Source organism: Streptomyces sulfonofaciens, from assembly GCF_014656295.1.
GTDB classification, from domain to species: Bacteria; Actinomycetota; Actinomycetes; order Streptomycetales; family Streptomycetaceae; genus Streptomyces; species Streptomyces sulfonofaciens.
Map to the genome: position 1 here is coordinate 67,425 of NZ_BNCD01000022.1, position 25,960 is coordinate 93,384.

A 25,960-nucleotide genomic window follows, 5' to 3' on the forward strand; every position below is an offset into this window, starting at 1 on the left:
GCCCGCGTCGCCGGACGTCTTGGAAGTGCCGCCAGCGGGGCGCCGGGGCGGCCGTCCGTGGGCGGAGGTGATCACGTGGGCACGCCCCGCGGGTCAGTCCGGCAGCCCCGTGCCGGTGCGCAGCCGCCAGCGGCGCTCCGCGTAGGCCAGGTCGTCGCGCCACAGACGGCTCGACGCGGCGCGCAGCAACGGTTTGAGCAGGGGAGCGGCGCGCCGGGCGACCGCGAAGCCGGGGCGCCCCGAGGTGGCCAGCACGGCCTCGGTGACCATCGTGCGGGGCCGGCCCGAGGCATCCGTGCCCAGTGGTGTCGCATGGGACTCGACGAGGGAACCGCGGCCCTCGCCCTCGGTGATCCGCATGACGACCGTGCGCGGCTCCGGCGTGCTGAAGACCGCACGTACCGGCGCCACCAGCCGCCCCGCCACCCTGAACGACACGTCCACCGTGAAGCCGTCCTCCCAGGAAGCGCTGGGGGTGCCCGGCACGGAGACCACGGTCAGGTCGAGGAACGCGTACGGATGCAGCCAGGAACCGTGCCACGGATCCAGCCGGTTGGCGACGACGTCCTCAGGCTCGCAGGTGCCGGTCCCCGTGAACACCGCGGCCACCGAGGCAGCTTCGGGAGGCCGGGCGGGTACGACGGGTGTCGGCAGCGGCCGCTCGCCGCCGGCCGCGTCCAGGCGCACCCACAGCAGCACCCCGTCGTCATGGGCCGGAAAGGGGATCCAGCCGGCCGCGGCGGTGCCGTCCAGGCGCAGGCCGTGCCAGTGGCAGACGAGTGATCCGCAGTGCACCGCACCGTCCTTGAGGGGCGCGCCCAGGTGCGGGCAGGCGCCGGGACCCGCGACCGGCCGGCCGCGGCCGTCGCGCCACACGACCACCTCCTGGCCGGCGACGGTGCGCCCCAGCGGGCGCCCGGGCGGCAGGTCGCGCGCGGCACCCACCACGTACCAGTTGCCCGACGGCCGTTTCGCGGCGTGCGCCAGCGCGTCGGCGATCAGACCCGGACGGGCGTCACGCCACACCGGGCGCTGCCGCACCCAGGCGACGGGCCGGCGGCGCAGTTGCAGCGGCGGCGGGCAGGAGCGGCGTACCGCCCTCACCGCTCCTGCCCCTCGGCTCCCGCGGGGACGGACGCACCGGCCCGCCGACCGGGTGCGACGCGGGCCGGGACGGCGGCGCTCGGGTGCCGACCGCGGTAGCGGGCCGCGGCCACCCTGGCCAGCCCGTCGAGCGCGACCGCGGCGCGCCGCCGGCGCGGCACGACCGCGCGCCGCCGCAGCACCGCGTACCCGCTCTGCGCGACCGCGTCCAGAATGCCCGAGTACAGGACGAAGGCAGTGCGGATACAGGGGCGGGAGACCGGGTCGAGCAGGGCGAGGCCGGGAGCGGCTTCGCGGTACACACCGCGGGTGAGGTCCTCCGCGGCACGCAGTGCCGCGGTGATGCGCAGGTCGGCCCGGCCCGTGTCCCTGCTCCACTCCAGCAGCGGGCGGTCGACGCCGTGGGCGGCCAGCAGGTCGGCGGGGAGGTAGACGCGGCCCCGGTCGAGGTCCTCGCCCACGTCCCGGAGGAAGTTGGTGAGCTGGAAGGCGACGCCCAGGGCCGCGGCGTGCGGCGCGGCCTCCTCGCGGGGCACGACGGTGCCGAGCACGGGCAGCATCTGGAGCCCGATGACGGCGGCCGAGCCGTGCATGTAGCGGCGCAGTTCCGCATAGGTGGCGTACTCCGTCACCGTGAGGTCGCTGCGCATCGAGGCCAGGAAGTCCGTGAAGTGCTCGGCATCGATGGCGTGCCGCGCCGCCGTGTGCACCAGCGCCCGCAGCACCGGGGTGTCGGTGCGCCCGGTCGACAGGCCCTCCTCGAGCCGGTGCGACAGGCGGGCCAGCCGCGTCGCGCGGTCGAAGGGCCCCGAGAGGTCGTCCACGATGTCGTCGGCCCAGCGGGCGAAGCCGTACAGGGCGTGGACGTCGGGTCGGCGGTCCGCGGGCAGCAGGCGGGTGGCGAGGAAGTAGGTCCTGCCGTGCCGGGCGTTGATCGACCGGCACCGCGCGTACGCACGGCGCAGCGCCGGATCGGTGATGCCGGCGGCGTCCAGTTCACGCTCGGTCATGGGCGGTTCCTTGCGTAGGAGGGCGCGTGCGCCGTCCCGGAGCGGCCGGGGGCCCCGTGACGCGGGCCGCGGCCAGCTTCCCGGACAGCACAACGGTGGGGATCCCGACGCCCGGCGTGGTCCCGCAGCCCGCGAGGACCGCGTTCGCGGTGCCGCGCACCAGGTTGGCGGGCCGGAACGGGCCGGTCTGGGCCAGGGTGTGTGCGACGGAGAAGGGGGTGCCGGCGGCAAGCCCCTGGCGGTGCCAGTCGGCGGGCGTCACCAGGCACAGCTCCTCGACCGCCGAGGCACCGGGCAGGCCGCGCCGTTCGAGTGTCCCGAGCAGGCTGTCGCGGTAGGCGGGGGCGAGCTGCGTCCATGCCTGGGCACCGGGGCCGATGCGGGTGTTGGGGCAGGGCGCCAGGACGTGGAGCAACTGGCGGCCGTCCGGCGCCAGGCCGGGGTCGGTGGCCGTCGGCCGGGTGACGAGCAGGGACGGGTCGCTCATCAGGTCACCGGTGCGGGTCAGCTCGTCGAAGGTGCGGTGCCAGGCGCGGCCGAAGGACAGGGTGTGGTGGGCCAGCGCGGGCCAGTCGCGGTCGGTGCCGGCGTGCAGGACCACCGCGGACGGTGCGTACCGCAGCGGCAGCGGACGGCGGGGCCGCCGGCCCAGCAGCCTGTGGGCCTCGGGCAGGTCGGGGGTGAGGACCACGGCGTCGCACCGGATGCGCTCGCGGTCGGTGACGACGGCCGTGATCCGCTCGCCCCGGCGCTCCAGCCGCCGGACGGCGTGCCCGTAGCGGAACTCGGCGCCGGTGGTGGCGGCGGCGTCGGCCATGGCCCGCGGCAGGGCGTGCATGCCGCCGCGTGGGAACCAGACCCCGGCGACCGTGTCCATGTAGGCGATCACCGCGTAGGCGGCCAGCGCCCGTGCCGGCGGCACCCCCGCGTACAGCGCCTGGAAGGTGAAGACGCGGCGCAGCCGTTCGTCGTGGAGGAAGCGTCCGATGCGTGCGTCGAGACGGCCGAGACCACCGAGCGCGGCCAGGCGCGCCAGGTCGGCGTTGAGGAGGTGGAGGGGCGAGTCGAAGTTGCTGTCGATGAAGCGGTCCATCTGCACCTGGTGCAGCCGCCTCAGCCACCGGCGCAGCCGCCGGTAGCCGGCCGCTTCGCGCGGCCCCGCGAAGCGTTCGACCTCCGCCTCCATCGCAGCGCCGTCGGTGCGCACGTCCAGCCGGCTGCCGTCGGCGAACACGGCCCGGTAGGCGGGGTCGAGCGGTACCAGCTCGACCCGGTCGGCCAGCTTCTCGCCCACCGCGGCCAACGCCTCGTCCACCAGGTGGGGCATGGTCAGCACGGTCGGTCCGGTGTCGATGCGGTAGCCGGCCCGTTCCAGCAGGCCGGCGCGCCCACCGGGCCGTACCGCCCGCTCCACGACGGTCACCCGCCGGCCCGCACCCAGCAGGTGCAGCGCCGCCGACAGCCCTGCCAGGCCGGCGCCGACCACGACGACGTGGTCCGTGGGTCCTGGGAGCCGCCTCATGAGTGCGTCCCCCCGGTGCGCTGCCCGGCCCGGCCGGCCGCTGCCCCGCCGCCACCCGGGGCCGCCGCCTGCGCCGGTGGCCCCTCGGAGCCGGCGGAGGGTACGCCGGCGGCCTCCCGCATCAGCGCACGCAGCCGGAGTTCCGTACCGGGCGCCGGCTCGGCCCTGGCGACGTGCCGCAACCCCTGTGCCACCAGGCGGGCGATCCTCCTCTCGACGGCCGCCCTGGTGCCCGTCGTCGTGAGCACGTCCCGTACCCGGGCGAGGCCGTCCGCCGTCAGCCCGCCCCCGGCGCCGATGCAGTCGTCGAGCACCGCCAGCGCCCGGTGGTCGTCCTGGGACCGGGCGCGTAGCCGGGCGACGGCGAGGGGGTAGCTGGCCTTGCCCGCGCGCACGTCCTCCCCGGCGGCCTTGCCGGTGTCCTCCTCCGCACCGAAGATCCCCGCGAGGTCGTCCCGAAGCTGGAAGGCGAGCCCGGCGCAGCGGCCCGCGGAGCGCAGAGCGCGGGTGCGGGCGTGGCCCGCGTCGGCCAGTGCGGCGCCCAGCGCGAGCGGACGTTCCGCGGAGTAGAGGGCCGTCTTGAGGTAGGCGGCCCGCATCGCGCGCGACGACGACCTGCTGGCGACGGCCTGGGCGTGCACGTCCAGGTACTGACCCGCCACCATCTCGGTGCGCATCGCCCGCCAGAGCCGGCCCACGGCCCGGGCGGCCCCGCCGGGCAGCGGGGTCAGGGCGAAGCTGTCGTCGGCCCAGACCAGGGCGAGGTCGCCGGCCAGGATGGCGGCCGAGACGCCGAAGGGGACGCCGGTGGGCGCCGGGGGAGCGGCGACGTACGCGGAGTCGAACGAGGCGTGCACGGCGGGCCGGCCCCGCCTTCGCCGGGATCCGTCCATGACGTCGTCGTGCACCAGGGCGCACGTCTGGATGAGTTCCAGGCAGGCCCCGATGCGCAGGCAGGCCGCCACCCGGAGCGGGTCGGCGCCACCGCCGCACGCCCTGAACCCCCACCAGAGGAACTGCGAGCGCCGGCGCCTGCCGCCGTGCAGCGTGAAGTCGGCGATCCGCCCGGCGACGTCCTGCCGGAAGAGGGCGTCGACACGGGCGGCCTCGGCGAGCCGGTCGGACAGCAGGGCGTCGAGTACCTGGCCGACGGCCGCGGTGACGTCGGCGTCGATCCGTGCCGGGTCGGGGACCGGGGCCGGGCCCAATCCGTGCTCGGCGGCGGGCCCCGGCCCCGGCCGCGGGTCGCGGCCGACGGCGTCCGGTCGGTCCTCCCGGAGGGCCGTCGGCGCCGGCCGCCCCCGTGGCGCGCACTGCGCGGACGGACGCCCGGCGCCAGGACCCTCCGCCTCCGCACCGGCACGGACCATTCCGCCTCCTCGTCGTCCTGGCGGCACACGTCCGGCCCGCTTCGCCGCAGCTCCGCCCACGACCGCGGGCCGTGCCGCTCGGGCGGTCGCCCCCAGGGGACCACGCCGACGCGCCGGGCAGCCGCAAGGTGCGGCACGTGGTCACCCGTTCGACAGAGGCAGACCCGCCGCTCGGCCCTGCGCGGCGCCCGGCCGCCCGGTGTACACGGCCGGGCCGGCACGCCCACCGCCTCGTCCTGCCCAGCCGCGGCGGTGGCCGGAACCGCAGGCGCCGGGACGACTGGGGCGCCTCTCCCTTTCGCCCTCGGGCGCGCGATCCGGGCGGGGCACCGCGGCGAGCGGCGGCTCACGCCGCACCGGCGCGCACCCGCAACCGTGGGCATGACGGGTGCCGGCACCGGCGCGTCGGGCCCGATGGGCACGCCCGCTCCCTCCGCCGGTGGCAGGCTGTCCCCCCGGCAGGGCCCCGCCCACCCGCACGGCCGGCCCGGCCCGCTCTCCTACCGGTTGCGGTGGCCATTGGGAGGCCCATGGTGCTCGACGCTTCCGTCGCCGTGGTCGGCGCGGGTGCCGCCGGCCTGTCGCTGGCACGGTGGCTCGCACGGGGCGCACCCGGCCGGGGGCCGGCGGTGGTACTCCTCGACGCACCGCCCGGGCCGCTCAGACCGCCGCCGCGCACCTGGTGCTTCTGGGAGGCGGACGGCGGGGAGTTCGACGCCGCGCTGACCGCCTCCTGGACGCGGCTGCGGGTCACCGCGCCCGACGGCCGGCCGATCGTGCGGACCTGCCTCCCGCTGCGGTACAAGATGCTCCGCTCGGCCGACTTCGAGCGGACGGTGCTGGCCGACGCGGCCGTCGTCGCGGGTGTGCGGCGCCTCACCGCGGACGTCGCGCGCGTGGACGACAGGGCGGGCGGCGCCCTCGTGCACGGCACGGCGGCCGACGGCAGCCCACTCCTCGTCGGCGCGCGCTGGGTGTTCGACTCCCGTCCGCCCGCCGCTCGGCCACCGCGGCGCACGGAACTCCTCCAGCACTTCCGCGGCTGGTTCGTGCGCAGCGACGCCGACCGGTTCGACCCGCGCGTCGTCGACCTGATGGACTTTCGCCTCCCCCAGCCCCGGCGCGGGCTCGCGTTCGGTTACGTCCTGCCCATCAGCAGGCGTGAGGCGCTCGTCGAGTACACACAGTTCTCCTCCGACGTCCTCACCACCGAGGCGTACGACAGGGCGCTGAACCACTACATTCGGGACGTCCTGGGACTGGGGGGCCTGCGGATCACCGGCACGGAGACCGGGGTGATCCCGATGACCGACGCCCCGCTGCACCGGCAGACGGGCAGATCGGTCTTCAGGATCGGCACGGCGGGCGGCGCCACGCGGGCGTCGACGGGCTACACGTTCTCCGCCGCCGGACGGCAGGCGAGGGCCGTCGCCGCCGCCTGCCGCGCGGGCCGACGGCCCGTGCCACCCGCCTGCTACCCCGCGCGCGCCCGCGCCATGGACGCCGTCCTGCTGCATGCCCTGGCCACCGGGCGGGTGGACGGAGCCGCCTTGCTCAGCAGGCTCTTCGAGCACATCCCGACGGAGCGCCTGCTGAGGTTCATGGACGGGCGCACCCGCCTCCACGAGGACATCTCCGTGGGAGTGCGCACCCCCGTCGCCGCCATGCTGCGCACCACCGCGGCACTGCTGGCCGCTCCGCGCCGTCCTCCCGGCGACCGGACCCCGCGGACCACCGGGGCCCCGGCATGAGGCGCACGGGCGCGCAGAAGCCGGGCAGCCGGGGCCGGGACCGCAAGGCGGTCGTGCTCGTGCCGCGGCCGGGGCGGGCCCGGGTCACCGGCGAACCGCCGTCCGCCGCCGTGATCGGCGGGGGCATCGCCGGACTTGCCGCGGCCACCGGCCTCGCCGAACGGGGGGTGCGCGTCACCCTGTACGAACGGGAGGACGTCCTGGGCGGCAGGGCGGGGGCGACGCAGGTGCGGCTGCACGACGGCTCGACGGCCACCGTGACCCGCGGATTCCACGCGTTCTTCCGCCAGTACTACAACCTGAGGGGGCTGCTGCGGCGCACGGATCCGGGGCTGAGCTCCCTGGTCCCGCTGCCCGACTACCCCCTGCTGCACAGCAGCGGACTGCGCGACAGCTTCCGCGGGGTTCCGCGCACGCCCCCGTTCAGCGCCCTGGGCTTCGCCGTCCGCAGTCCCACGTTCGCCCTCCGCGACCTGGTGGACCTGCGCCCGGCGGCGGCCCTGCCGCTGCTGGACGTGCGGGTGCCCGAGGTGTACGCACGGCTGGACGCGACCAGCGCACGGGACTTCCTGGCCGCGGTCCGCTTCCCCGAGGCCGCCCACCACCTGGCGTTCGACGTCTTCTCCCGCAGCTTCTTCGCCGAACCCCACCGGCTCTCGGCGGCGGAGATGGCCCTGATGTTCCACATCTACTTCCTCGGGTCCAGCGAGGGGCTCCTCTTCGACGTGCCCGACGAGCCCTTCACCCGCGCCCTGTGGGAACCGCTCGGGGACTACCTGCGCGGCCACGGCGCCGACCTGCGCCCCGCCGAGCCGGTCACCAGTGTGGCGCCCGTGCGCGAAGGCGGCTTCCGTGTGGACACGGCGCACGGTGGGCGGCGGCACGACGCGGTGGTCCTCGCCCTGGACACCGCCGGTCTGCGACGGCTCGTGGCCGCCTCGCCGCGCCTGGCGACCGCCCACTGGCGCGAGGGCATCGCCCGCCTGCGCACCGCTCCCGCGTTCCTCGTCACCCGTCTGTGGCTGGACCGCGGTGTGGCACCCGACCGCCCCGGGTTCCTCGCCACCAGCGGCTTCGGGCCGTTGGACAACGTCAGCGTCCTGGAGCGCTGGGAGGGCGAGGCGGCTCGCTGGTCGGCCCGTACCCAAGGCTCCGTGGTCGAACTGCACGCGTACGCGGTGGGGGACGGGGCCGCCCGGGCCGCGACGGAGGAGGACGTCGTGCGGGAACTGCACCGCGTGTACCCGGAGACGACCGCGGCGCGCGTGCTCGACGCCGTGCACCAGTGGCACGACGACTGCCCGCTGTTCGCCCCCGGCGGGTACTGGGCGCGGCCGACGGTACGCACCCCCGACCCGGCCCTGGTCGTCGCCGGGGACCTGGTGAGGCCCGCCCTGCCCGTGGCCCTCATGGAGCGCGCCGCGACCACCGGCTTCCTCGCCTCCAACGCGCTGCTCGAACGCTGGGGCGTACGCGGGCAGCCGCTGTGGACCGTGCCGGTCCAGGGCCGTTCGCCCTGGCTGCGGCTGGTGGCGGGGGCGGCCGCAGGGTCCGGCGACCGGCGTGCACGCGGGGCGCAGCCGGGGGCGTGGGCGTAGGCGCGTGTGGTGGCGTCGCCGTGCCACCGCGGGCATCCGCTCACCGTCTCGACCTGCGCCCCCACCGCCGCCGTACGGCCAGCGCCGCCCAGGAAGCGGTGAAGAACACCGGCAGGGTGATCGCCACCAGCGCCGCGGCCCCCTCGAACGCACTCGCCGTGAACCCGGCACCCTCGCCCGCCACACCGTCGTAGTAGCCGATCACCACGGCCATCAGGAGCACGTATCCGCCGACCGCGGTCCCCACCACCTGGCGGATCAGACCGGGCCACCCCCGCCTCACGGAGGCGGGGGCGAACCGCCGGGACGGCCGCCAGGATGCGGACGGGTTCCTGCGCGACAGGCACAGGCCGATGGCGAGGTACCCCATCGTCAGCAGATAGCCGACCAGCATGAGGGAGATGTTCAGCGGTACCGGCAGCACGCAACGACCCCCGGCTCGCCGCCGCGGGCCCTCACACGGGCTCTCTGAGCATGAAGTGCCACCCGCGCACGAAGGTGTGCCAGCCGAACCACAGCCACAGGGCGAAGAGTGTCCACCGCCCCGCCGCATAGCGCATGACGCCGTCCAGGGCATCGCTCAGGGTGGGGAAGCCGTCGCCGATGCGGATCAGGCTGATGCCTTCCCAGGCGAAGACGGCACCGAGCAGGACCGCCCAGACGAGGTACCCGATCACCGGGTGCTCTGCCACCACGACCTCCCACAGGTGTGTGCGTGTGCACTGCCCACTGCTTCCTCCGCGGGCGGTTACGCCGATCATCCGTCACACGGCACCGGGGACACGGAAGCGACGCAGCATCGGCCACCGGTGGCGCGCACGCCGCCCCGTTCGGCGGGGAGCGGCTCGGTGTCCCGGGCCCCCGGCGGGAGCCCGGGGCGCCGAGCAGGCCCAGCCGCGGGGCGGCGGCCCCTGCCCCGGCCGGTCAGGGGCCGGAGCAGGGGCCGGGCGGCACTGCACCTGACGGCCGGTCAGGGCAGGTGCGTGGCGACGGCGGTGAGGATCTCGCCGGGCTCGGTGCGTGTGGTGTAGTTGGGGTGGACGTCGAGCCACCGCAGCACGCCCGCCGCGTCCACGACCGCGACGGTCGGCATGACGACGTCATGGGTGCCGTCCGCGTTCACCTCCCGCAGATCGAGCCCGAGGGCGGCCTGGGCGTGCCGGGCCCCGTCGCTGGGCCGGGTGACGATGCCCAGTGCCGTGCCGATCCGGTTGCCGGGATCGGACAGGACCGGGTAGCTGAGGGCGTTGCTCTCCTGCATGGTGAGCGAACCGTCCGGCTTCTGCGGGCTGACGGCGATCAGCGCCACGTCCCGCTCGCCGAGCGCGCCGGTGAGTTCCCTGTCGTAGGTGCGGAGCGCCGCGTTGCAGAAGGGGCACCACGCCCCGCGGTAGAAGACCACCACCGCCGGGCGGCCGTCCCGGGCCTGCGTCAGGGTCGTCGGCTGTCCGTGCGCGTCCAGCAGTGCGGCGTCCGGCATCGGCGACCCGGGCGCGGCGACGTCCGCGGGCACACCTACGGCGTCCAGCTCTGCCTGCTCGTCGGTGAAGGCCGCCCGGATCTCGTCCGGTAGCTGGCCGACCTGGCCGGCCATGACGGCGGCGGCCTCGTCGGCGATGGGGGTGGGGGCTGTGGTCATGTCGGATCCTTGGTGGGTGCGGCAGGCGGGTTCGTCAGGTGGCGGCGACGATGTCGACGGGGGTGATGGCCGGCGCACCGGCCAGCAGCGCGGGCCCCGACTCGGCTAGGGCCCGGGCGATCGGGCCTTCGAGGTGCGCCTGCCGGCCGTCCTGCGAGGTGAAGGTGTCGAAGATGCCGAACTCGCGCTCGCCCAGCCGGAACGCGTACCAGGTCACGGTGCCCGCCTCCGCGACGGCCAGCGCGCGGCCCGCTTCGAGGAACGCGGCCAGCTCCTCCTCCTTCCCCGGCTTTGCTTCCAGTCGTACGAGCAGTCCGAGCTTCACGCCCATGGAGTTCCTTCCGGATACGTCTCACCGAGTCACGGCCCACGGTTCGGCGGTCGCACCACCTCCGGCGCCGGGCTCCTTGCCTTGGCATTAGAGCCGGGGACGAGGGGGGTCTTACCGGTACCGCGGCACGGATGCCGTCCAGGGCGATCCGCGGGCCCCGGCGCGCGTGCCCGCCGAGGAGGACGGCCAATGGACGGGTGCGGCCGCCCCCACCTGCCGGCGCAGCGGGGCGCTCACGAAACACGTGTGGCGCTCCGGAGCAGTGCGCGCCCAATTTCCTACCGATCGATTGCGGTACCCTCCGACGAGGGGCGGAAGCAGGTGACGAGGGGGAGGGACATGGCGAGAGTCGGCAGACCCCGGCAGTTCGACGTCGACGCGGCGTTGGACGCCGCACTGGAAGTCTTCTGGCGCCACGGCTACGAAGGCACGTCCCTGAGCGAGCTCACCGACTCCATGGGCATCAACCGGCCCGCGCTCTATGCCGCCTTCCACGGCAAGAAGGAGCTCTTCTTCCGCGCCCTGGACCGCTACCTGGCCTCCGACGCGTCCCACACCGCGCAGGCACTGCTCGCCCCCACCGCCCGGGATGTGGTGGAGCAGTACCTGCTGCGCACCGTGGATCAGATCACCGACGAGCGCCGCCCCATGGGCTGCTTCATCCTCCGGGGCGGTCTCGTGTGCGGCCCGGACAACCAGGACGTGGCCGACCACATGGCGGGCGTGCGGCGGGCCGCCGAGGCCGACCTCCGCCGGCGTTTCATGCAGGCCAGGGCCGCGGGCGACCTCCCGGACGACGAGGACCCGGCGGAACTGGCCTCCTTCGTGTCGACGGTGCGCCAGGGCCTGGCCGTCAAGGCGTGCGACGGCGCGTCGCCGGAGACGCTCGGGAAGACGGTCGCCCGCGTCGTCGCCTCCTTGCGGTGGGGCGGACGATGACCGAAGCGCCGAGGCCCGGCAGCATGCCCTTCTGCCTTGCCCCTCCGGGCTTCTGCCTCTCTGCGCCTCCCCGGCTCCCTCGCTCCGGCCCGTTGCTCCTGCTCCGTGGTTGCCCCGCTCGGGCTCCGTGGTTCCCGGACCCTCCGGCCGGCTGACTCCCCGGCCGGCCGGCACCGGTGAGCAGGCCCCCGGCGCCGCCGGGACGGGCCCGTGCAGTGGCCCAGGAAACACCGCACGGGGTGTGTCGGAGCGGCCGGGGAAGGTCACGCGGTGCACGGTGTGGTGCAGCGGCCGGGACCCTCGGCGGCCCCCGGCGCCACGGCCCCGGCTTCGGGTCCGGCGAGGGCCGCCGCCGCGGCGCCGACCAGACCGGCGTCAACTCCCAGCACCGCCGGTGTGACCCTCAGCCCGGTCGCGAAGGGGAGAATGGCATATCTGCGCAGGTGGGCCCGTAAAGGCGTGAACAGGACGTGCCCGGCGTCCGCGACGCCTCCGCCGACGACCGCGAGTTCGATCTCCAGCAGGTGGGCCGTCGCCGCGACGCCCGCGGCGAGTGCGCGTGCTGCCCTGTCGAAGGCGGCGACCGCCGCCTCGTCACCCCGTCCGGCGGACGCGCCCACCGCCCGGGCCGTCGCCTCCTCCCCCCGGGGCGGCCGCCATCCCAGGGCCAGCGCGGTGCGGGTGATGGCGGGGCCGCAGGCGGCCTGCTCGACGCAGCCCGGGGCTCCGCACACACAGAGGCCGTCGCCGGCCCCGACGCTGATGTGGCCGATGTGCCCGGCATTGCCGGTCGGACCGCGGTGGACCCGCCCATCGATGATCAGACCGCCGCCGACACCGGTGGACACCACCATGCACAGGGCGTTACGGGCCTGACGTGCGGCGCCGCGCCACCGCTCTCCCAGCGCCACCGCGACGGCGTCCCCCACCAGGCACACCGGCAGCCCGCCGGTGAGGCGGCCGACCTCCTCGGTGAGCGGGAACGAGCGCCAGCCCGGGATGTTCACGGGGCTGACGGTCCCGGCCCGAGCGTCCAGCGGCCCCGTGCTGCCGATGCCCACCGCCCGCACCTCCGGCCAGAGGGAAGCGGTGCGCAACTCGTCGAGGACCTCGGCGAGTGCGGCCAACAGCACGGCCTCGCCCTCCGCGGCCGGCGTCGGGCGCCGTGTCCGCCGCAGGATCCGGCCGTCGTCGGCGACGAGCGCACCGGCGATCTTGGTCCCGCCGATGTCGAGTGCCGCGACCAGGCGTCTGCCGTGCGCTGTTCGCGGGGAGCGCTCCGCAGGCGCGGGGCACATATCCGTCGGCATGGCTCTGCTCTCCTCTTCTCACCGACTCGTCCTCCCGACCGCGCACGGCGGTGGCGGCATGGTGCAAACCCCGGCGGAAACGAGGCCGGGCCGGCCGTGCCCACCGCGGCGCGCACGCGCTCCGGGGGTTTTGCGTCAGGGTCCAGGCGCCGCGCGGGGGGCGGCGCCCGCGAGGTGCCGGATGCGCCTATGCGTCGTCCGACAGCCGGGTGCGCAGCCATGCGCGGAAGGCCGGTCCTCTGCTGCGGTCCTCAAGGGCGTACTCGACGGAGGCGCGCAGCATCCCCATCGGGTTTCCTATGTCGTGGCGCCTGCCGGTGTGCACGACGGCGTGCACCGGATGCCCGCGGTCGATGAGTGTGCAGATGGCGTCGGTGAGGTCGATCTCCCCCCGTGGGCCAGCGCGCACGTGCCTGAGCGGTTCGAAGACGGCCCGGTCCAGCAGATACCGTCCGGCACACGCGAAGGTGGAGGGCGCCTGCCGGGGATCGGGCTTCTCCACCATGGCGCGCACCCGCATCACTCCCGGCTCGTCGGTGCCGGCCAGGTCGAAGACCCCGTAGGCGGACAGGTCCTGTCTCGGCGCGGTGAAGGCGCACAGGACGGTGCCGCCGTGGCGCCGGCGGACGGCTGCCATCCGGGAGAGGACACCGGTGGGGAGCACGAGGTCGTCCGGCAGGAGCACGGCCACCGCCTCGTCCCGCCCGGTGAGGTGCGGCTCCGCGCAGGCGACGGCGTGGCCCAGGCCCAGGGGCTCGGGCTGGGGAGTGGTCTCGATCCGCAGGAGGGCCGACGCCCGCTGGACGAGGGCCGACATCTCGGACTTCCCCCGGGCGTCGAGCCTGCGCTCCAGCTCGTGGTCGCGACGGAAGTGGCGGGCGATGGCGTCCTTGCCGGGGGCGGTGACGATGATCAGCCGTTCGGCTCCGGCGTCGGCCGCCTCCGCGGCCACCAGTTCGATCCCCGGTGTGTCCAGGAGCGGCAGCAACTCCTTGGGAACGGACTTGGTCGCGGGCAGGAAACGGGTCCCCAGCCCGGCCGCCGGGACGACGGCGGTGTGGAAGTCCCGGGTCGGGCTCATGATCGGCGGCCCTTCGGTCGTGCGGCCGGGGCCCCGGCCGGCGAGGAGACCGGTTGCGGACCGCCGGCTGGCCGCCGGGGGCGGAGTGCGAGGCGGGCGGGGACGGCGTCCCCGTCCCGTAGGTGCGACATCTTCGACCGCGTCCCTTCAGACTTGTCCCGCGTGCGTCGGTGCCTGGTGCTCGGTGTTCGGAGCGCCGAGGCCGGGTCAGGAGGTGCGCCGGGCGTACGTCCAGGCGTCGTGGACCATGGCGGCCAGGTCCCGCTCCGCCCGCCACCCGAGTTCGCGCAGGATCTTCTCGGAGGAGGCCACGAGAACCGCGGGATCGCCTTGCCGACGCGGACGCAGCGCGACGGGTATGCGGTGCCCGGTGACCTGCCGGCACATGTCGATCACCTCCTTCACCGAGTGGCCTGATCCGCTCCCGAGGTTGTAGATCCGGTGCCGGCCGGGCTCGCAGGCGTCCAGGGCGAGCAGGTGGGCGGCGGCCAGGTCGGCGACGTGGATGTAGTCCCGGACGCAGGTGCCGTCCGGGGTGGGGTAGTCGGAGCCGAACAGCGACACCTCGCCGCCGCGCCCCATCGGAACGGCGAGGACGTTGGCGATCAGATGCGTCTCGGGCTCGTGCCGTTCGCCCAGCCCCGCGTGCGCGCCCGCGACGTTGAAGTAGCGCAGGCTCACCGCGCCGAAACCGTGCAGTTCGGCGTACGAGGCCAGGACGGTGTCGATGGCCAGCTTGGTGGCGCCGTAGGGGCTGACGGGCCGGGTCGGGTCCGTCTCCCTGATCGGGGTGTGTTCGGGATCGCCGTAGGTCGCCGCCGTGGAGGAGAAGACGATGCGTCGGACACCCGACTGCCGCATCGCGTCGAACAACGCCAGTGACTCGCCCAGGTTCTGGTCCCAGTAGTGGCCGGGCCTGGCCACCGACTCGCCGGTCACGGACTTCGCCGCGAAGTGGAGTACGGCGTCGAAGGAGCCGTCGGCGAGAAGGGCGGCCGCGCCCGTGCGCAGCGTGGCCACCACCAGGGCGGCACCGGCCGGCACGGCGTCGGCGTGCCCCGTGGAGAGGTCGTCGAGGACCGTGACCGCGTGCCCGGCCGCCACGAGGTGCGACACGACGACGCTGCCCACATAGCCTGCGCCTCCGGTGACCAGCAGTTTCACGGTGTCTCCTGACGCGTGGTCGAAAGCCGGGCGGCGGTGGCCGCCGCGGCGAGGGGGGCGGTGCCGTACAACTCCAGGTGGCGTGCCGCGAACCGGTCGAGGCCGAACAGGGCCGACCTGCTGATCGCCGCCGCGGCACGCCGCCGGCAGGCGCCGGGGTCGAGCAGTTCCTCCAGCCGGTCGGCGAACTGCTCCGGGTCCTCGGAGTCGAAGTAGACCCCCGCCTCCCCGGCCGCCTCCCGGTGTGCGGGGATGTCCGAGAGGACCATCGGCAGGCCGTGCTGGAGCCCTTCGAGCACCGCCATCGGCAGCCCCTCGTCCCGGCTGGCCGAGACGAAGGCGTCGCTCGTGCTCAGCAGGGCGCTGACGATGGTGCTCTGCCAGAGCGCTCCGTACCACTCGACGGCGGAGCCGACTCCCAGCTCGGCGGCTGCGGTGAAGACCTCGGCGATGGCGGGGCCGTCACCGATGATGCGCAGACGGACGTCGTGGCCGCGCCCTCTGGCCAGGGCGAAGCCCCTGAGCAGGCCCACGTGGTTCTTGTGGGGGTTCACCGTGGCGAGGGCGACCAGGGTGAACGCGTCGTCGGACTCGATGCGCACACGACCTGCGGAAGGCCCGGGAACCGCGTTCTCGATGACCGTGACCAGGTCCGCGGGGAGGCGGACTGCGTTCAGGCAGAAGTCCCTGACGACCTGGGAGACGGCGATCACCGCGCGGCAGCGGCCTGTGATCAGCCGGTCCACCAGGTTCGAGACCCGGTTGCGCGCCGGTGTGTAGTCCATGTGGTAGGTGACGAAGACGCCCGGGTGTCCGCGCAGCACCCAGCGCAGGGACGGGTGGATCCTGCCGTCCGCCAGGTGCAGGTGGGTGATCCGCCCCCGCGTGAGCTCGCGGAGGCGCCGCAGCCGGCTGCTCCGGCTGCCGCTCAGGACGTGGGCGCTGACCTGCGGGTGGAGCTCGGTGATGATGGCTCTCAGACCGACGGGTTCGAGTACGGCCACGTGCACCTTCCGCCCTCGCTCGGCGAGTGCGTTGGCCAGCAGGAGTACGACCCTCTCGATGCCGCCCACGGTGCACCGGCGCATGATGAGGCAGATCTCGGGTTCGTCCACGGAGGTCCCTTCCCGGCCGCCGCCGGTGTACCCGGGCGGCGGCACACTGCAACCGGAAACGGTCGTGAGCGCGGCGCGGGGTTCCGGTGCCGCCCACGGCGCTGTGCGGTTCAGGTCTGCGGCGTCAGCAGGTCCGTGCCCACGACCACGGGCCCGAGGTGATCGGCCGACGGGGCGCGCAGGCCCGCACCGGTGGCCCCGGGGGTGCGCGGGGGCTCGTCCCTGCTGGTGACCATGGACGTCTTCATCGACGCCCCCGATCCGTAGCGGGCGAAGGCATCGACGACGCCCTCCTCGTCGTGCAGGTCGACCGTCCTGGTGAACAGCGGCCGGGCGTCGACGAGGCCGCTGGCGACCAGTCCCGCGGCCACTTCGAGCACGTGCGCCGAGCGGGCCATCGCGAAGACACCCACGTCGAAGGGGGTGGCGCGCAGGTTGAGGCCCTTGGCCAGGATCATCCACGTGCTGATCTGCTGGGGCAGGGCGCTGGCGCCGTACACCACATAGGTGCCGCCGGGGCGCAGCATGCCCATGGCCAGGTCCCGGATGCCGGCGCCCGCACCGGGACCGACGTGCGGAAGGGCGTCGAAGACGTAGTCCACGGCCTGCCCCCGGGTGTCGCCGATGAACTGCCTGATCTCGTCCGCCTGCCGGACCGGGTCGAAACCGCGTTTCGCCCCGCACCTCAGCGCCGTGCGCAGCCGCTGCTCGTTGTGGTCGAGCACGATCACCTCGACGCCGAGGTGCCGGCGGAGCACCTGGACGGCCAGCAGGGAACTGGGGCCGCAGCCGAGCACCGCACAGGTGTCGCCGGGCCGCGGAGGGTTGGGGAGCAGGGAGCGCAGGACCGAGGTGAGCGGCTCCAGCGCGGTCGCGAGCCCCGACGGCAGGTCGTGGGGGACCACCACGGCGGCCGCCTGGTCGGCATCGGTGAAGCCGCGGTCGGTGAACCAGGTGGTCTCGTCCTGCGGGCGGCCGGGAAGCAGCGGCCGGATGGCGCGGTACTCCGCCATGCCACCGAAATCGGTCTGCCCCCAGTAGCACAGCCGCTCGCCCGGCCGCACCGCGTCCGCGAGGCGACTGCCGACGTCGACGACCGTGCCGACGTACTCGTGACCGGGGATCAGCGGCCAGGTCGAGGACGACAGATGCCCGCGGAAGTAGGAGACGTCGGTCGAGCAGATCGACACGGCCTCGGTACGGAGCACCACCTCGTCCGGCTGGCACACCGGCTCCTGCACGGAGCCCAGTCGCAGTTCCCCCGGCTGACTCATCGTGTACGCGTACATCTGGACCTGACTCCCTTGGTAGCGCGGCGGCCCGCGAGGAGGCTGCGTCGAGGAGACACAAGCCGCAGGAAGGCGCGCAGCCGTCGGCACCATGGCGCTCTGGGCGTGCCGGGTGCGGGTCCGCACGGGCCGCACCCGCCCGGCGGCTGCACTGTGGCAGCCATAATTACCTACCGATCAGTCGGAAATCAAGGGGGTGCTGCCCCGGCCGGGCCCCTGCGCTGCGGTCGACTCCCACGGTGTTCCGGCGCGCCAGGCCGCTCACGGATGTCGGCCCGCACGGTAAGAAAGCACCGCGAACCGCAGGCACATGAAAGGGCGGGAGCAGCGAACGCGGAGAGGGGGACGCCCCGGCGCTCGTGGCGGCCGGGCGCTCCGCGTGCGTGGCGACGAGGACCGTGGCAACGGGCTGCGACCCGCCGTGGACGAGAAGAGTGAGAACGATGAAACGCTACGCATTATGGATTGACGGTGCCGAGGTCCCGCCGGGCGAGCGCACCTGGCACACCGTCACGGCGCCGAACGACGCCTCTGCCGTGCACGCCATCGCCGAGTGCGGTTTCGACGACGTCCAGCGAGCGGTGGCCGCGGCCCGCCGTGCCGCCCCCGCCTGGCGCGACCGTACGGCAGTGGCCCGGGGCGGCGTGCTCGCCCGCGTCGCGGCCCGATTACGGGCGGACGCCGACGCCCTGGCCGCGGTCGAGGCCCGGGAGAGCGGTGTGTCCGTCTGGCAGGGGGCCAGGGAGATCGAGCACGCCGCCGCGTACTTCGACCTGTACGCCTCCCTTGCCGGTCTTCCGCCGGGAGCGGTCACCTCCGTCGGCTCTGGCCGCCGCGTGTACACGCAACGGGAACCCTTCGGCGTCATCGCCGTGCTGACCTCCGCCCACGCTGCCGCCGTTCAGATCGCACGGAGCCTGGCGCCGGCTCTCGCCGCCGGGAACACCGTCGTCCTCAAGCCCCCGCAGACGGCCTCCGTGATCGCCCTGCGCCTGGCACGCACCGCCACCGCGTGCGGTCTGCCCGACGGTGTGCTCAACGTCGTCACGGGGGCCGGGAGAGCGGTCGTCGACGCGCTCACGGGCCATCCGGAGGTGCGCAAGATCTCCTTCGCCGGTTCCAGCAGGGAAGCCCGTGCGATCGGCACGATCGCCGCCGATCAACTCGTCCCCTTCTCACTGGAGTTGTCCGGCAGCTCCTGCGTCCTCGTCTTCGCCGATGCGGCGATCCGTCCGGCGGTCTCCGCTGCCGTCGACGGCCTCATCGACAGCGCCGGCCGGCTCCCGGCAGCCAGTACCCGCCTCATCGTGGCCGACTGCGTGCACGACGAGGTGGTGCGCAGGGTCGCGGACGCCGTGGCGCACGACCCCCGGGTTCGCCAGTGCATGCCCGCCGTGTCGGCGGCCCGCGCCGCCTGTCTTCACGCCGCTGCGGAAGCGGCCCGCAGCGAGGGTGCGTCGCTGGTCGCCGGCGGCGGTGAGAGCGGGCCGCACGGCAGGCTTGGGCCCACCATCCTCACGGACGTCACCCCGGACATGAGGGTCGCGGTCGCCGACCACAGCACCCCCGTGCTGGCCGTCATGCGCTTCGAACGGGCCGAGGAGGCGGTGGCGCTGGCCAACGACGCCGAGCACTGCTGCGTCGCCAGCGTCTGGACGAGCCGTACGACGGGCGTCGAGGCTGTGGTCTCCCGTCTGGAGGCGACCCACGTCTACGTCAACACCTGGGACGGGAACTGGAGCGGAAGGCTCTCCGACGGCGGGTGGACGCGGCTGCTGGAGCTGAGGGAGCAGGGCATCGAAGCCATGTACCGGTACACACGCGGCAAACATGTCGCCATCGACTGCTCCGGAGCGCGCGAGCCCGCCGTGGGCTGCTGACCCGGCTGATCCGCCGCAGGCACCCGGGAGGGGCGCCGCGGTGCATGTGCCGGGCGGCGCCGTCGTGGTGTGTGCGGGCTGCCCCGACCGGGGGCAGCCCGCGCGGTGGTGTCCGCCTTGGACGGGTGTGCCGTCGGTTCCGGTCGCGATCCCCGGGGACGGCATCGGGGCCCGGCGCGGGGGAGCGGGTGCGCCGGGGCCGGCACCTGCCGTGCGGCCGCTCAGTCCACCCGGTACCGGGCCACCGCGTCCTCGTCCCACACCAGGCCGTTGCCGGGCCGGTCCTGCGCCGCCGCGCAGCCGTCGACGATCCGGAGCGGCTCGGTCAGGACGGGGTTCGCCCAGTCCACGTACTCGAGCCAGTGCGCCGTGGGTGTGGCGGCGAGCAGGGCCGAGCTGACCTCGGGGAACAGATGGCTCGACATCGGGATCCCGGCGACGTCGGCCAGGGCCGCCGCGTCGCGCCATCCGCTGACGCCCCCGATGCGCTGCAGGTCCGGCATGACGACATCGCTCGCACGGTGGTGCAGCGCGAGGGACATGGCACGCGGCCCTTCGAAGTTCTCACCGATCTGCACCGGCGTGCGGAGCGCGGCGGCAAGCAGGGCGGTGCCGGCGTAGTCGTCGTGGCGTACCGGTTCCTCGATCCAGTACAGGCCCTCGTCGTCGAGGTGGCCGCAGCGTTCCCGGGCCGTGTCGAGCCGGAGGGCCTGGTTGTAGTCGGCCATGACCGCGATGTCCGCGGGAAGCGCACCACGGACCGCCCGGACCGCGGCCAGGTCGTCGTGCGCCGAGGCCCGGCCCAGCCGCATCTTGACGGCGCGGAACCCCTCGGCCACCAGTTCCTGCGCCTCCGCGGCGGCGGCCTCCGCCGCGACCAGCCCCAGCCCGTTGCTGTTGTACGCGGGGATCGGGCGTGGTGTCGCGCCGAGGAGCCGGGCCAGGGGGAGTCCGGCGGCGATGGCCAGCGCGTCCCAGCAGGCCACGTCGACACCGGCCATGACCGCGCCCACGAGCCCGCTCGTCCCGAGGAGCCTGAAGCGGGAGGCGAGCGAGCGGTGGACGTCCCCGGGGGACAGGGCCGCACCCGCGAGGAAGGCACCGACGTCGCCCACCAGCGCGGCGGCGGCCCGTTGGGCCGACGGGAGGTAGCAGAACAGGTACGCGCGGCCCGTGACGCCCTCCTCGGTCAGGAGGTCGATCAGCAGCAGCGGCGCCTTGGTTATCCGGGCCGCGCTCGTCCCGAGCGGCCGCTTCATCGGGACCAGCACCGACGAGGCGCCGACGGAGCGCACGGTGAGCGCCGGGCCTTCGGCGCGGTCCGCTCCCGGCGGGGCGGGCGTCACGCGCCACGCCCCTCGCCGTGTACGGAGAGGATGTCCGCGATCGCCCGGTTGCACGGTGTCGCGATGCCCAGTGCCGGGCCGCGCTCGGCCACGTCGCCGCTGAGCCAGGCCACCTCCAGGGGGTTGCCGCGCTCGATGTCGCGGTGCATGGAGGAGGTCATGTCGGCAGGCACCGAGTCGGTGAACGCGAGCCGGTCGTCGGCGTAGTCCTCGGGCAGCGGCACCCCCTGGGCGCGGGCGACCTGCACCACCTCGTCCATCACGTTCCGCAGGAACGCCCGGGAGCGGGGGTGGCTCCGGATCTGCCCGATGGGTGAGCGTGCCGTGGTCGTCGTGCCCGAGAGCCCCACCAGGAAGACGAACTTCTCCCAGACGGCCCGCTCGATCGCGTCGCTGACCTCGACGTCGATGCCGCCTTCCGCGCAGGCGTCGCGGAACGCACGCACCCGTGCCGAGAGGTGCCCGTCGTACTCGCCGAACACCAGCTTCTGGAGTGTGCCCGAGTGCCTGATCAGACCCGGCTCCGCGATGGTGGCGGCGATGTAGCACACACCACCGATCACATGGCCGGCACCCAGGGTCCGGCGCAGGACGTCGTCCTTGACCACGCCGTTCTGGAAGGACACCACCGCGGTCTCCTCCTTGAGCAGCGGCTTGACGAGTTCGGCCGCCGCCTCGGTGTCCCACAGCTTGACGGCCAGGAGCACCAGGTCGGCCGGTTCGAGATCCACGGGGTCGTCGCTCGCCTCGACGTCGCGCAGGTGCACGTCGCCCAGGGGGCTCTGCACTCGCAGGCCGTTGGTCCGCAGTGCCTCGAGTTGCCGCCCCCTGGCCACGAAGGCCACATCGTGTCCCGCCTGTGCGAGCCGGGCACCGAAGTAACCGCCCACGCCCCCCGCACCCACGACCGCTATACGCATGGCACGCCTCTCATAGTTGAATGTGCGTCCAACTATATGGAGCCTGCCTGTCCAAGGTCCAGCAGGCAAGGAACCCCCCCTAGTGGAATACCTGTCCTACAATGCCGGGGTGGGACGCAAGCGCGGATTCGATGTTCAGGACGCCCTCGACGCGGCTCTTGAGACCTTCTGGGAACACGGCTTCGACACCACGTCGATGCAGAGCCTGTGCCGTGCCATGGGACTGCAACCGGGCAGCGCCTACGTGGCGTTCGGCAGCAAGCGGGACCTGTTCGTCGCGGCCGTGCGCCGCTATGCCGAAACGGTGTCGGCCGAGGCCGTCGCCCTGATCAACGGCGCGCCCACCGGTCTCGGGGGCATCCGGGCGTACTTCGCCCACCTGGTGGACGCGATGGTCGACGGCAGGCGCCGCTGGGGCTGCCTGATCACCAACTCGCTCGTCGAGTTCGCCGAGCGCGACCCCGAACTGGCCGGGATGGTCCGGGTGCACCTGGCCAACCTCCAGACGAGTTTCGCCGCCGCGCTCGCGCGAGCGCGCACCGAGGGCGATCTGCGGCCGGGTGTCGGACATGAGGCGGCCGCCCTTCTTGTGGCCGTCGTGCAGGGCATGAACGTGATGGCCAAGAGCCGTCCCGGACGCCAGGCCCTCCAGGCGGTGGCCGACGCCGCGCTGGCCGGCCTGGTGCCCTCGCGCACAGCCGACTGACACCGGGCCCGCGCCCCGGGGCCCTGCGCGGGTCTTCCGTCTTCGGCCTTTCGTCTTCGACCTTCGGTGTGCGGTCTTCGGCCCTGCGCCGGCGACTGCTGCCGCCGGGCGACCCGAGGTGTTGCGGAAATCCGACGAGAGCGCAGAGAAAACCGGATCCGAGGCTCCTCCTTTCCGCGAGCCGCCGAACGACCCCCGGAAAACAGGCGCCGCGGAAACAGGCGCCGTCGGCCGGATTCCCTGCGGTCATCTTTCGGTAAGGAATCGAAAGCCGTGAAAGGCCCGGCCGCCGGTTAGGGTCGGCGCATGGTTTCGATGCGCGTCAGAATCATGGCGGCCATCGCCGCGGGAGTTTCGGCGGCTCTGCTCTCCGCCTGCGGTGCGTCCGACGGCCCCGGGGGAGCCTCGCAGGGTTCCAGGGCCCATGGCACCGCCGACGCCCGTGGCACCGGCGGCCCCGCCAAGCCCCTGGACGCTCCCGCGGCGCCACCGGGAAGGGCGACCTACGCCCCGTGGCCGTCCGCCCTGCACGACGCACGGCACAGCGGAGCGTCCCCGGACGAAGGCCCCACCTCGGGGAGAGTGGCATGGCGGCGCCACCTGGAGGGCCCCGTGACGCCCGGCCCCGTCGTGGGCGCCGACGGCACGATCTACGCCTCGTCCAACGGCGGTGTCCTGCACGGCATCGATCCCGCGACGGGCAAGGACAGATGGACGTTCGACTCGGGAGCCGACGGCGGTGCGGGCGACCTGTCGGTGTCACCGCTGGTGCTGCCCGACAAGGACATCCTCTTTCCCACCCCGGGAAGGGCGCTGATCGCCCTGTCGCCGGCAGGCCACCGGCTGTGGACGGTCACACTGCCGGGCACCCCCACGTCCCCCGTCACCGCCGACGGCCACCGGGTCTACGTCGGTGACAGCACGGGAGGGGTGACCGCCATCGACCTCACGGACCACGGGGGCCACCGGGTCGCGTGGCGGGTCGACGTGGGCGACACGTCCTACGGATCCGTGGTCACCGACGGCTCCGGCCGCCTGTACACCACCGCCGACTCGTCCCTCGTCGCCGTCGACGACAAGGGCGCCACCGGTGCCGTCGCCTGGCGGCGCGACCCCCACGACCGCATCACCGAGGTGTCGGCCGGGCTCGCCCCCGACGGGACGGCCCTGCTCGGCACGAACGGTCACAGCGAGTGGGCCTACCACCGGGACGGCTCCCCGGCATGGCACTCCCCGCGTGTGATCACCTACTCGTCCCCCGCCGTCACCGCCGGCGGTCTGGCCTACGTGGGCGACCACGCCCGGCTCGTGCACGTCTTCGACGTGCGGTCGGGCAAGGAGGTCGCCCGCTACGGCCCGGTCGGGGGAAAGATCTGGAGTTCCACCGTCGTGGACCGCGCATACCACCTGTATTTCGGCGGGCAGGACGGGAAGGCCTACGGATTCGACGCGAAGGGAAATCGGCTCTTCGCCGTCGACCTCGGCGGACCGGTCGACAGTTATCCGGCGCTCACCGCAGATGGCCGACTTCTCATCGGCAGTCGCAACGGAATGCTGACGGCGATCGGCTGACGCCCTCCGTATTCCCGGCCCACCCTTTGCCGGGAGGTACTCCCACGCCGAACGGACACCGCCGCCGCTGTTCCGTATCAGCGGCGGAGCCGGGTACCGGACTCCGCCGCCGCGGTCTCGGGCCGGCGGCGGAGCCCGGCACCGGACTCCGCTTCGGCCTTCGCGGGCCGCCCCCGGTCAGGGCGGTGCGGGCGGGGGCGGGCGGCGGACCTCATGGCCCGGTGCCCTCCTCGAAGGCAGCGGGCCGCTGCTGTGCGGCACGCACGCGGGCCACGTCGAGCTTGGCGGAGCGGTCGAAGCGGTAGATGCCGTTCTGCTCCTGGAAGACGTCGGTCAACTGCGTGTAGCAGTAGCCGAACATGCCGGGGTCCTCCAGGAGCACTCCGGTCAGCCCCGAAAAGCGCCGGTGGAACTCCTCCTCGTCGCGCGGACGCCGGCCGTAGCCCCACGAGACGAGCCGATCCCGCCCCGCCGCCTCCGCATCCCCCGGGTTCCACCAGATGCCGCCGAACTCACTGCAGAAGTAGGGCTGCCCGCGGTACGGCACCGACCACGTCGCGTCCGGGCTCTCGTCCTGCGGATTGGTGAAGGGGGCGCCCGCCCCGAGCCCGGCCATCAGGTCCCCGAATGCCCCCGGCTCCTGCTCGTAGCAGTGCGAGTCGTACACATCGGCCTCCGGCACACGGTGCGCGTAGCCGGACGCGTCCAGCACGGGGCGCGAGGTGTCGTGGGCCTTGGTCGCGAGGAACATGGCACGGGTGACGTCGTCGAGGACGCTGTGGCGGTCGGTCAGCAACTGGCGCGTCTCGTTCAGCGGACACCAGCCGATGATCGAGGGGTGGGAGTAGTCCCGCTCCACGGCCTCCAGCCACTGGGTGACGAAGCCGGCGGTCGGCTGCTGGTTGTCCCCGCCGACCGGGCCCGTGGCGGCCCCCCAGTCCCCGAACTCCCCCCACACCAGATAGCCCAGACGGTCGGCGTGGTGGAGGAAGCGCTCCTCGAACACCTTCTGGTGCAGACGCGCTCCGTTGAAGCCCGCCGCGAGCGACAGCTCGATGTCCCGGACCAGGGAGGCGTCGTCGGGCGCCGTCATCAGCCCGTCGGGGTACCACCCCTGGTCGAGGACGAGCCGCTGGAAGACCGGCTTGCCGTTGATGAGGATCCGCTTGCCGTCGACGGCCACCGAACGCAGCCCGGCCGTGCAGGTGGCGGTGTCGACGACAGTGCCTGCGGCATCGACGAGTTCGAGGTCCAGCTCGTACAGGTGCGGGTCCTCGGGGGACCAGGGGCGGCGCCGCTCCTCGGGAACCGGCAGCACGAGGCGCGGCGCGAGGTCGAGGTGGGCCGGCACCGATGCCTCGGTCACGGTGCCCACCGCGTCGCGGAGCCTGGCCCGTACCCGGTGGCCGGCCCGGTTGCCGGACAGGGGCACCTCCAGGTGGAAGCAGCCGGATCCCAGCTCCGGGGTGATGCGGGGGCGCCGGAAGTGGACCCGGGGGACCGGCTCCAGCCACACGGTCTGCCAGATGCCGGTGGTGCGCGTGTACACGCAACTGTGGTTGGCGTACTGCGTCGACTGCTTGCCGCGTGCCTGCGGGCCCCGGGCCGCGTCCCGGGCGCGGACGACGACGACCGCCTCCTCGCCGGGCCGGGCCACGTCACCGAGGTCGGCGCTGAACGGGGTGAATCCGCCGCTGTGCCGGGCGACCTCGTGGCCGTTGACCCACACGGTCGCGTCGTGGTCCACGGCTCCGAAGTGCAGAAGGGGGCGCCGGCCCGCCCACTCCTGCGGGATGCGCACCGAACGCCGGTACCAGACGGCGTGGTGGAAGTCGGTGTCACCGATGCCGGAGAGCTCCGACTCCGGGCAGAAGGGGACGTTGATGCGCTCGGGCAGCTCGGCATGGACCAGGCCGCGCTCCAGACCGCTGTCGCCGGAGTCGCGGACGAACTGCCAGATCCCGTTGAGGTTCAGCCAGTCCTTGCGGACGAAACCGGGGCGGGGGTACTCCGGCCGGGGGACCTTTGGCGCGGCCTGCGTACCAGGGGTCTTCGGCAGGGGGGCCGAAGGAGTGCCGGCGCAGCGCGAATCGGACATGGCCATCGGTCTCCTGGGTCAGGGAATCAGGGCGGAGCTCTCTGCGCGGAATGCCGAAGACATCTCAACATCAATTTCCAGCGCTGTAAATATCGTGGCACGGAGGCGCTGGACCCGGCAGGCACGGCAGGAGGCGTCATCGAGGTGGCTCCCGCAATGGCCCGGGAGCGCCCCGGAAACCGGCCCGCTCGACACGGCGGCCGGGGCGGGTGCGC

General features: G+C 74.0%; 22 protein-coding genes. 6 read left to right on the forward strand and 16 right to left on the reverse strand.

Going from position 1 to position 25,960, the window contains the following annotated elements:
- Window positions 1-93 precede the first annotated feature (93 nt).
- From IE313_RS28260 to IE313_RS28275, 4 genes are read right to left on the reverse strand one after another with little or no spacing between them, the layout of a single operon-like run.
- The gene (locus tag IE313_RS28260; RefSeq protein ID WP_189937138.1) at window positions 94-1,104 is read right to left on the reverse strand and encodes a DUF5914 domain-containing protein; all 1,011 of its coding nucleotides are present in this window, start codon (window positions 1,102-1,104) and stop codon (window positions 94-96) included.
- The gene (locus IE313_RS28265; protein WP_189937141.1) at window positions 1,101-2,114 is read right to left on the reverse strand and encodes a phytoene/squalene synthase family protein; all 1,014 of its coding nucleotides are present in this window, start codon (window positions 2,112-2,114) and stop codon (window positions 1,101-1,103) included. Before IE313_RS28265 ends, IE313_RS28260 begins: the two co-directional genes overlap by 4 nt.
- Window positions 2,101-3,636, reverse strand: coding sequence for a phytoene desaturase family protein (crtI, locus tag IE313_RS28270; RefSeq protein WP_189937143.1), 1,536 nt, complete (start codon window positions 3,634-3,636; stop codon window positions 2,101-2,103). The genes IE313_RS28265 and crtI overlap by 14 nt, the downstream gene beginning before the upstream one ends.
- Window positions 3,633-4,844, reverse strand: coding sequence for a polyprenyl synthetase family protein (locus IE313_RS28275; RefSeq protein ID WP_229925028.1), 1,212 nt, complete (start codon window positions 4,842-4,844; stop codon window positions 3,633-3,635). The genes crtI and IE313_RS28275 overlap by 4 nt, the downstream gene beginning before the upstream one ends.
- A 692-nt stretch (window positions 4,845-5,536) precedes the next feature.
- On the opposite strand from IE313_RS28275, the gene IE313_RS28280 reads away from it, so the two are divergent.
- A complete protein-coding gene (locus IE313_RS28280) occupies window positions 5,537-6,757 on the forward strand; it encodes a lycopene cyclase family protein (protein ID WP_373317082.1) in 1,221 nt (406 codons plus the stop codon).
- Window positions 6,754-8,355, forward strand: coding sequence for an FAD-dependent oxidoreductase (locus IE313_RS28285; RefSeq protein WP_189937145.1), 1,602 nt, complete (start codon window positions 6,754-6,756; stop codon window positions 8,353-8,355). The genes IE313_RS28280 and IE313_RS28285 overlap by 4 nt, the downstream gene beginning before the upstream one ends.
- Before the next feature lie 40 nt (window positions 8,356-8,395).
- Here IE313_RS28285 and IE313_RS28290 read toward each other — a convergent pair whose 3' ends face one another.
- From IE313_RS28290 to IE313_RS28305, 4 genes are all read right to left on the reverse strand, one after another.
- Complete coding sequence (locus tag IE313_RS28290) at window positions 8,396-8,779, reverse strand: DUF6256 family protein (protein ID WP_189937147.1); 384 nt, start codon at window positions 8,777-8,779, stop codon at window positions 8,396-8,398.
- A 31-nt stretch (window positions 8,780-8,810) separates the two neighbouring features.
- Window positions 8,811-9,047 carry a DUF6186 family protein gene (locus IE313_RS28295; protein ID WP_189937149.1) on the reverse strand — a complete coding sequence of 79 codons (237 nt, stop codon included), beginning with the start codon at window positions 9,045-9,047 and terminating at the stop codon, window positions 8,811-8,813.
- A 278-nt stretch (window positions 9,048-9,325) separates the two neighbouring features.
- Complete coding sequence (locus IE313_RS28300) at window positions 9,326-9,994, reverse strand: peroxiredoxin-like family protein (RefSeq protein WP_189937151.1); 669 nt, start codon at window positions 9,992-9,994, stop codon at window positions 9,326-9,328.
- Window positions 9,995-10,028: 34 nt separating this feature from the next.
- Window positions 10,029-10,325, reverse strand: coding sequence for a putative quinol monooxygenase (locus tag IE313_RS28305; RefSeq protein WP_189937153.1), 297 nt, complete (start codon window positions 10,323-10,325; stop codon window positions 10,029-10,031).
- A gap of 339 nt (window positions 10,326-10,664) precedes the next feature.
- Between IE313_RS28305 and IE313_RS28310 the strand changes: the two genes are divergently transcribed.
- Window positions 10,665-11,264, forward strand: a complete 600-nt coding sequence (locus tag IE313_RS28310; protein WP_189937155.1) for a TetR/AcrR family transcriptional regulator — start codon at window positions 10,665-10,667, stop codon at window positions 11,262-11,264.
- A gap of 263 nt (window positions 11,265-11,527) precedes the next feature.
- Here the strand turns inward: IE313_RS28310 and IE313_RS28315 are convergent, their stop codons facing one another.
- The 5 genes from IE313_RS28315 to IE313_RS28335 form a co-directional block, all read right to left on the reverse strand.
- The gene (locus IE313_RS28315) at window positions 11,528-12,562 is read right to left on the reverse strand and encodes an ROK family protein (RefSeq protein ID WP_189937224.1); all 1,035 of its coding nucleotides are present in this window, start codon (window positions 12,560-12,562) and stop codon (window positions 11,528-11,530) included.
- A 199-nt stretch (window positions 12,563-12,761) separates the two neighbouring features.
- Window positions 12,762-13,655 carry a UTP--glucose-1-phosphate uridylyltransferase gene (locus tag IE313_RS28320; RefSeq protein ID WP_189937156.1) on the reverse strand — a complete coding sequence of 298 codons (894 nt, stop codon included), beginning with the start codon at window positions 13,653-13,655 and terminating at the stop codon, window positions 12,762-12,764.
- Window positions 13,656-13,862: 207 nt separating this feature from the next.
- Window positions 13,863-14,819, reverse strand: coding sequence for a UDP-glucose 4-epimerase GalE (galE, locus tag IE313_RS28325; protein WP_189937158.1), 957 nt, complete (start codon window positions 14,817-14,819; stop codon window positions 13,863-13,865).
- A complete protein-coding gene (locus IE313_RS28330) occupies window positions 14,816-15,934 on the reverse strand; it encodes a glycosyltransferase family 4 protein (RefSeq protein WP_189937161.1) in 1,119 nt (372 codons plus the stop codon). The genes galE and IE313_RS28330 overlap by 4 nt, the downstream gene beginning before the upstream one ends.
- Window positions 15,935-16,044: 110 nt before the next feature.
- Entirely contained in the window at window positions 16,045-17,208 is a 1,164-nt protein-coding gene (locus IE313_RS28335; RefSeq protein WP_189937163.1) for a zinc-dependent alcohol dehydrogenase, read from the reverse strand.
- A gap of 458 nt (window positions 17,209-17,666) precedes the next feature.
- On the opposite strand from IE313_RS28335, the gene IE313_RS28340 reads away from it, so the two are divergent.
- A complete protein-coding gene (locus tag IE313_RS28340) occupies window positions 17,667-19,103 on the forward strand; it encodes an aldehyde dehydrogenase family protein (protein ID WP_189937164.1) in 1,437 nt (478 codons plus the stop codon).
- A 221-nt stretch (window positions 19,104-19,324) separates the two neighbouring features.
- Here the strand turns inward: IE313_RS28340 and IE313_RS28345 are convergent, their stop codons facing one another.
- Both IE313_RS28345 and IE313_RS28350 read right to left on the reverse strand, forming a co-directional pair.
- Window positions 19,325-20,449 (reverse strand): enolase C-terminal domain-like protein, encoded by a 1,125-nt coding sequence (locus IE313_RS28345; protein ID WP_229925029.1) that lies wholly within the window; start codon window positions 20,447-20,449, stop codon window positions 19,325-19,327.
- Complete coding sequence (locus IE313_RS28350; RefSeq protein ID WP_189937166.1) at window positions 20,446-21,369, reverse strand: 2-dehydropantoate 2-reductase; 924 nt, start codon at window positions 21,367-21,369, stop codon at window positions 20,446-20,448. The genes IE313_RS28345 and IE313_RS28350 overlap by 4 nt, the downstream gene beginning before the upstream one ends.
- Window positions 21,370-21,478: 109 nt before the next feature.
- Between IE313_RS28350 and IE313_RS28355 the strand changes: the two genes are divergently transcribed.
- Together IE313_RS28355 and IE313_RS28360 are read left to right on the forward strand one after the other, a co-directional pair.
- A complete protein-coding gene (locus tag IE313_RS28355; RefSeq protein ID WP_189937168.1) occupies window positions 21,479-22,075 on the forward strand; it encodes a TetR/AcrR family transcriptional regulator in 597 nt (198 codons plus the stop codon).
- Window positions 22,076-22,381: 306 nt separating this feature from the next.
- Complete coding sequence (locus tag IE313_RS28360; RefSeq protein ID WP_189937170.1) at window positions 22,382-23,647, forward strand: outer membrane protein assembly factor BamB family protein; 1,266 nt, start codon at window positions 22,382-22,384, stop codon at window positions 23,645-23,647.
- A 211-nt stretch (window positions 23,648-23,858) separates the two neighbouring features.
- On the opposite strand, the gene IE313_RS28365 is transcribed toward IE313_RS28360, so the two are convergent.
- A complete protein-coding gene (locus IE313_RS28365; RefSeq protein ID WP_189937172.1) occupies window positions 23,859-25,745 on the reverse strand; it encodes a glycoside hydrolase family 2 protein in 1,887 nt (628 codons plus the stop codon).
- Between the last annotated feature and the right edge of the window lie 215 nt (window positions 25,746-25,960).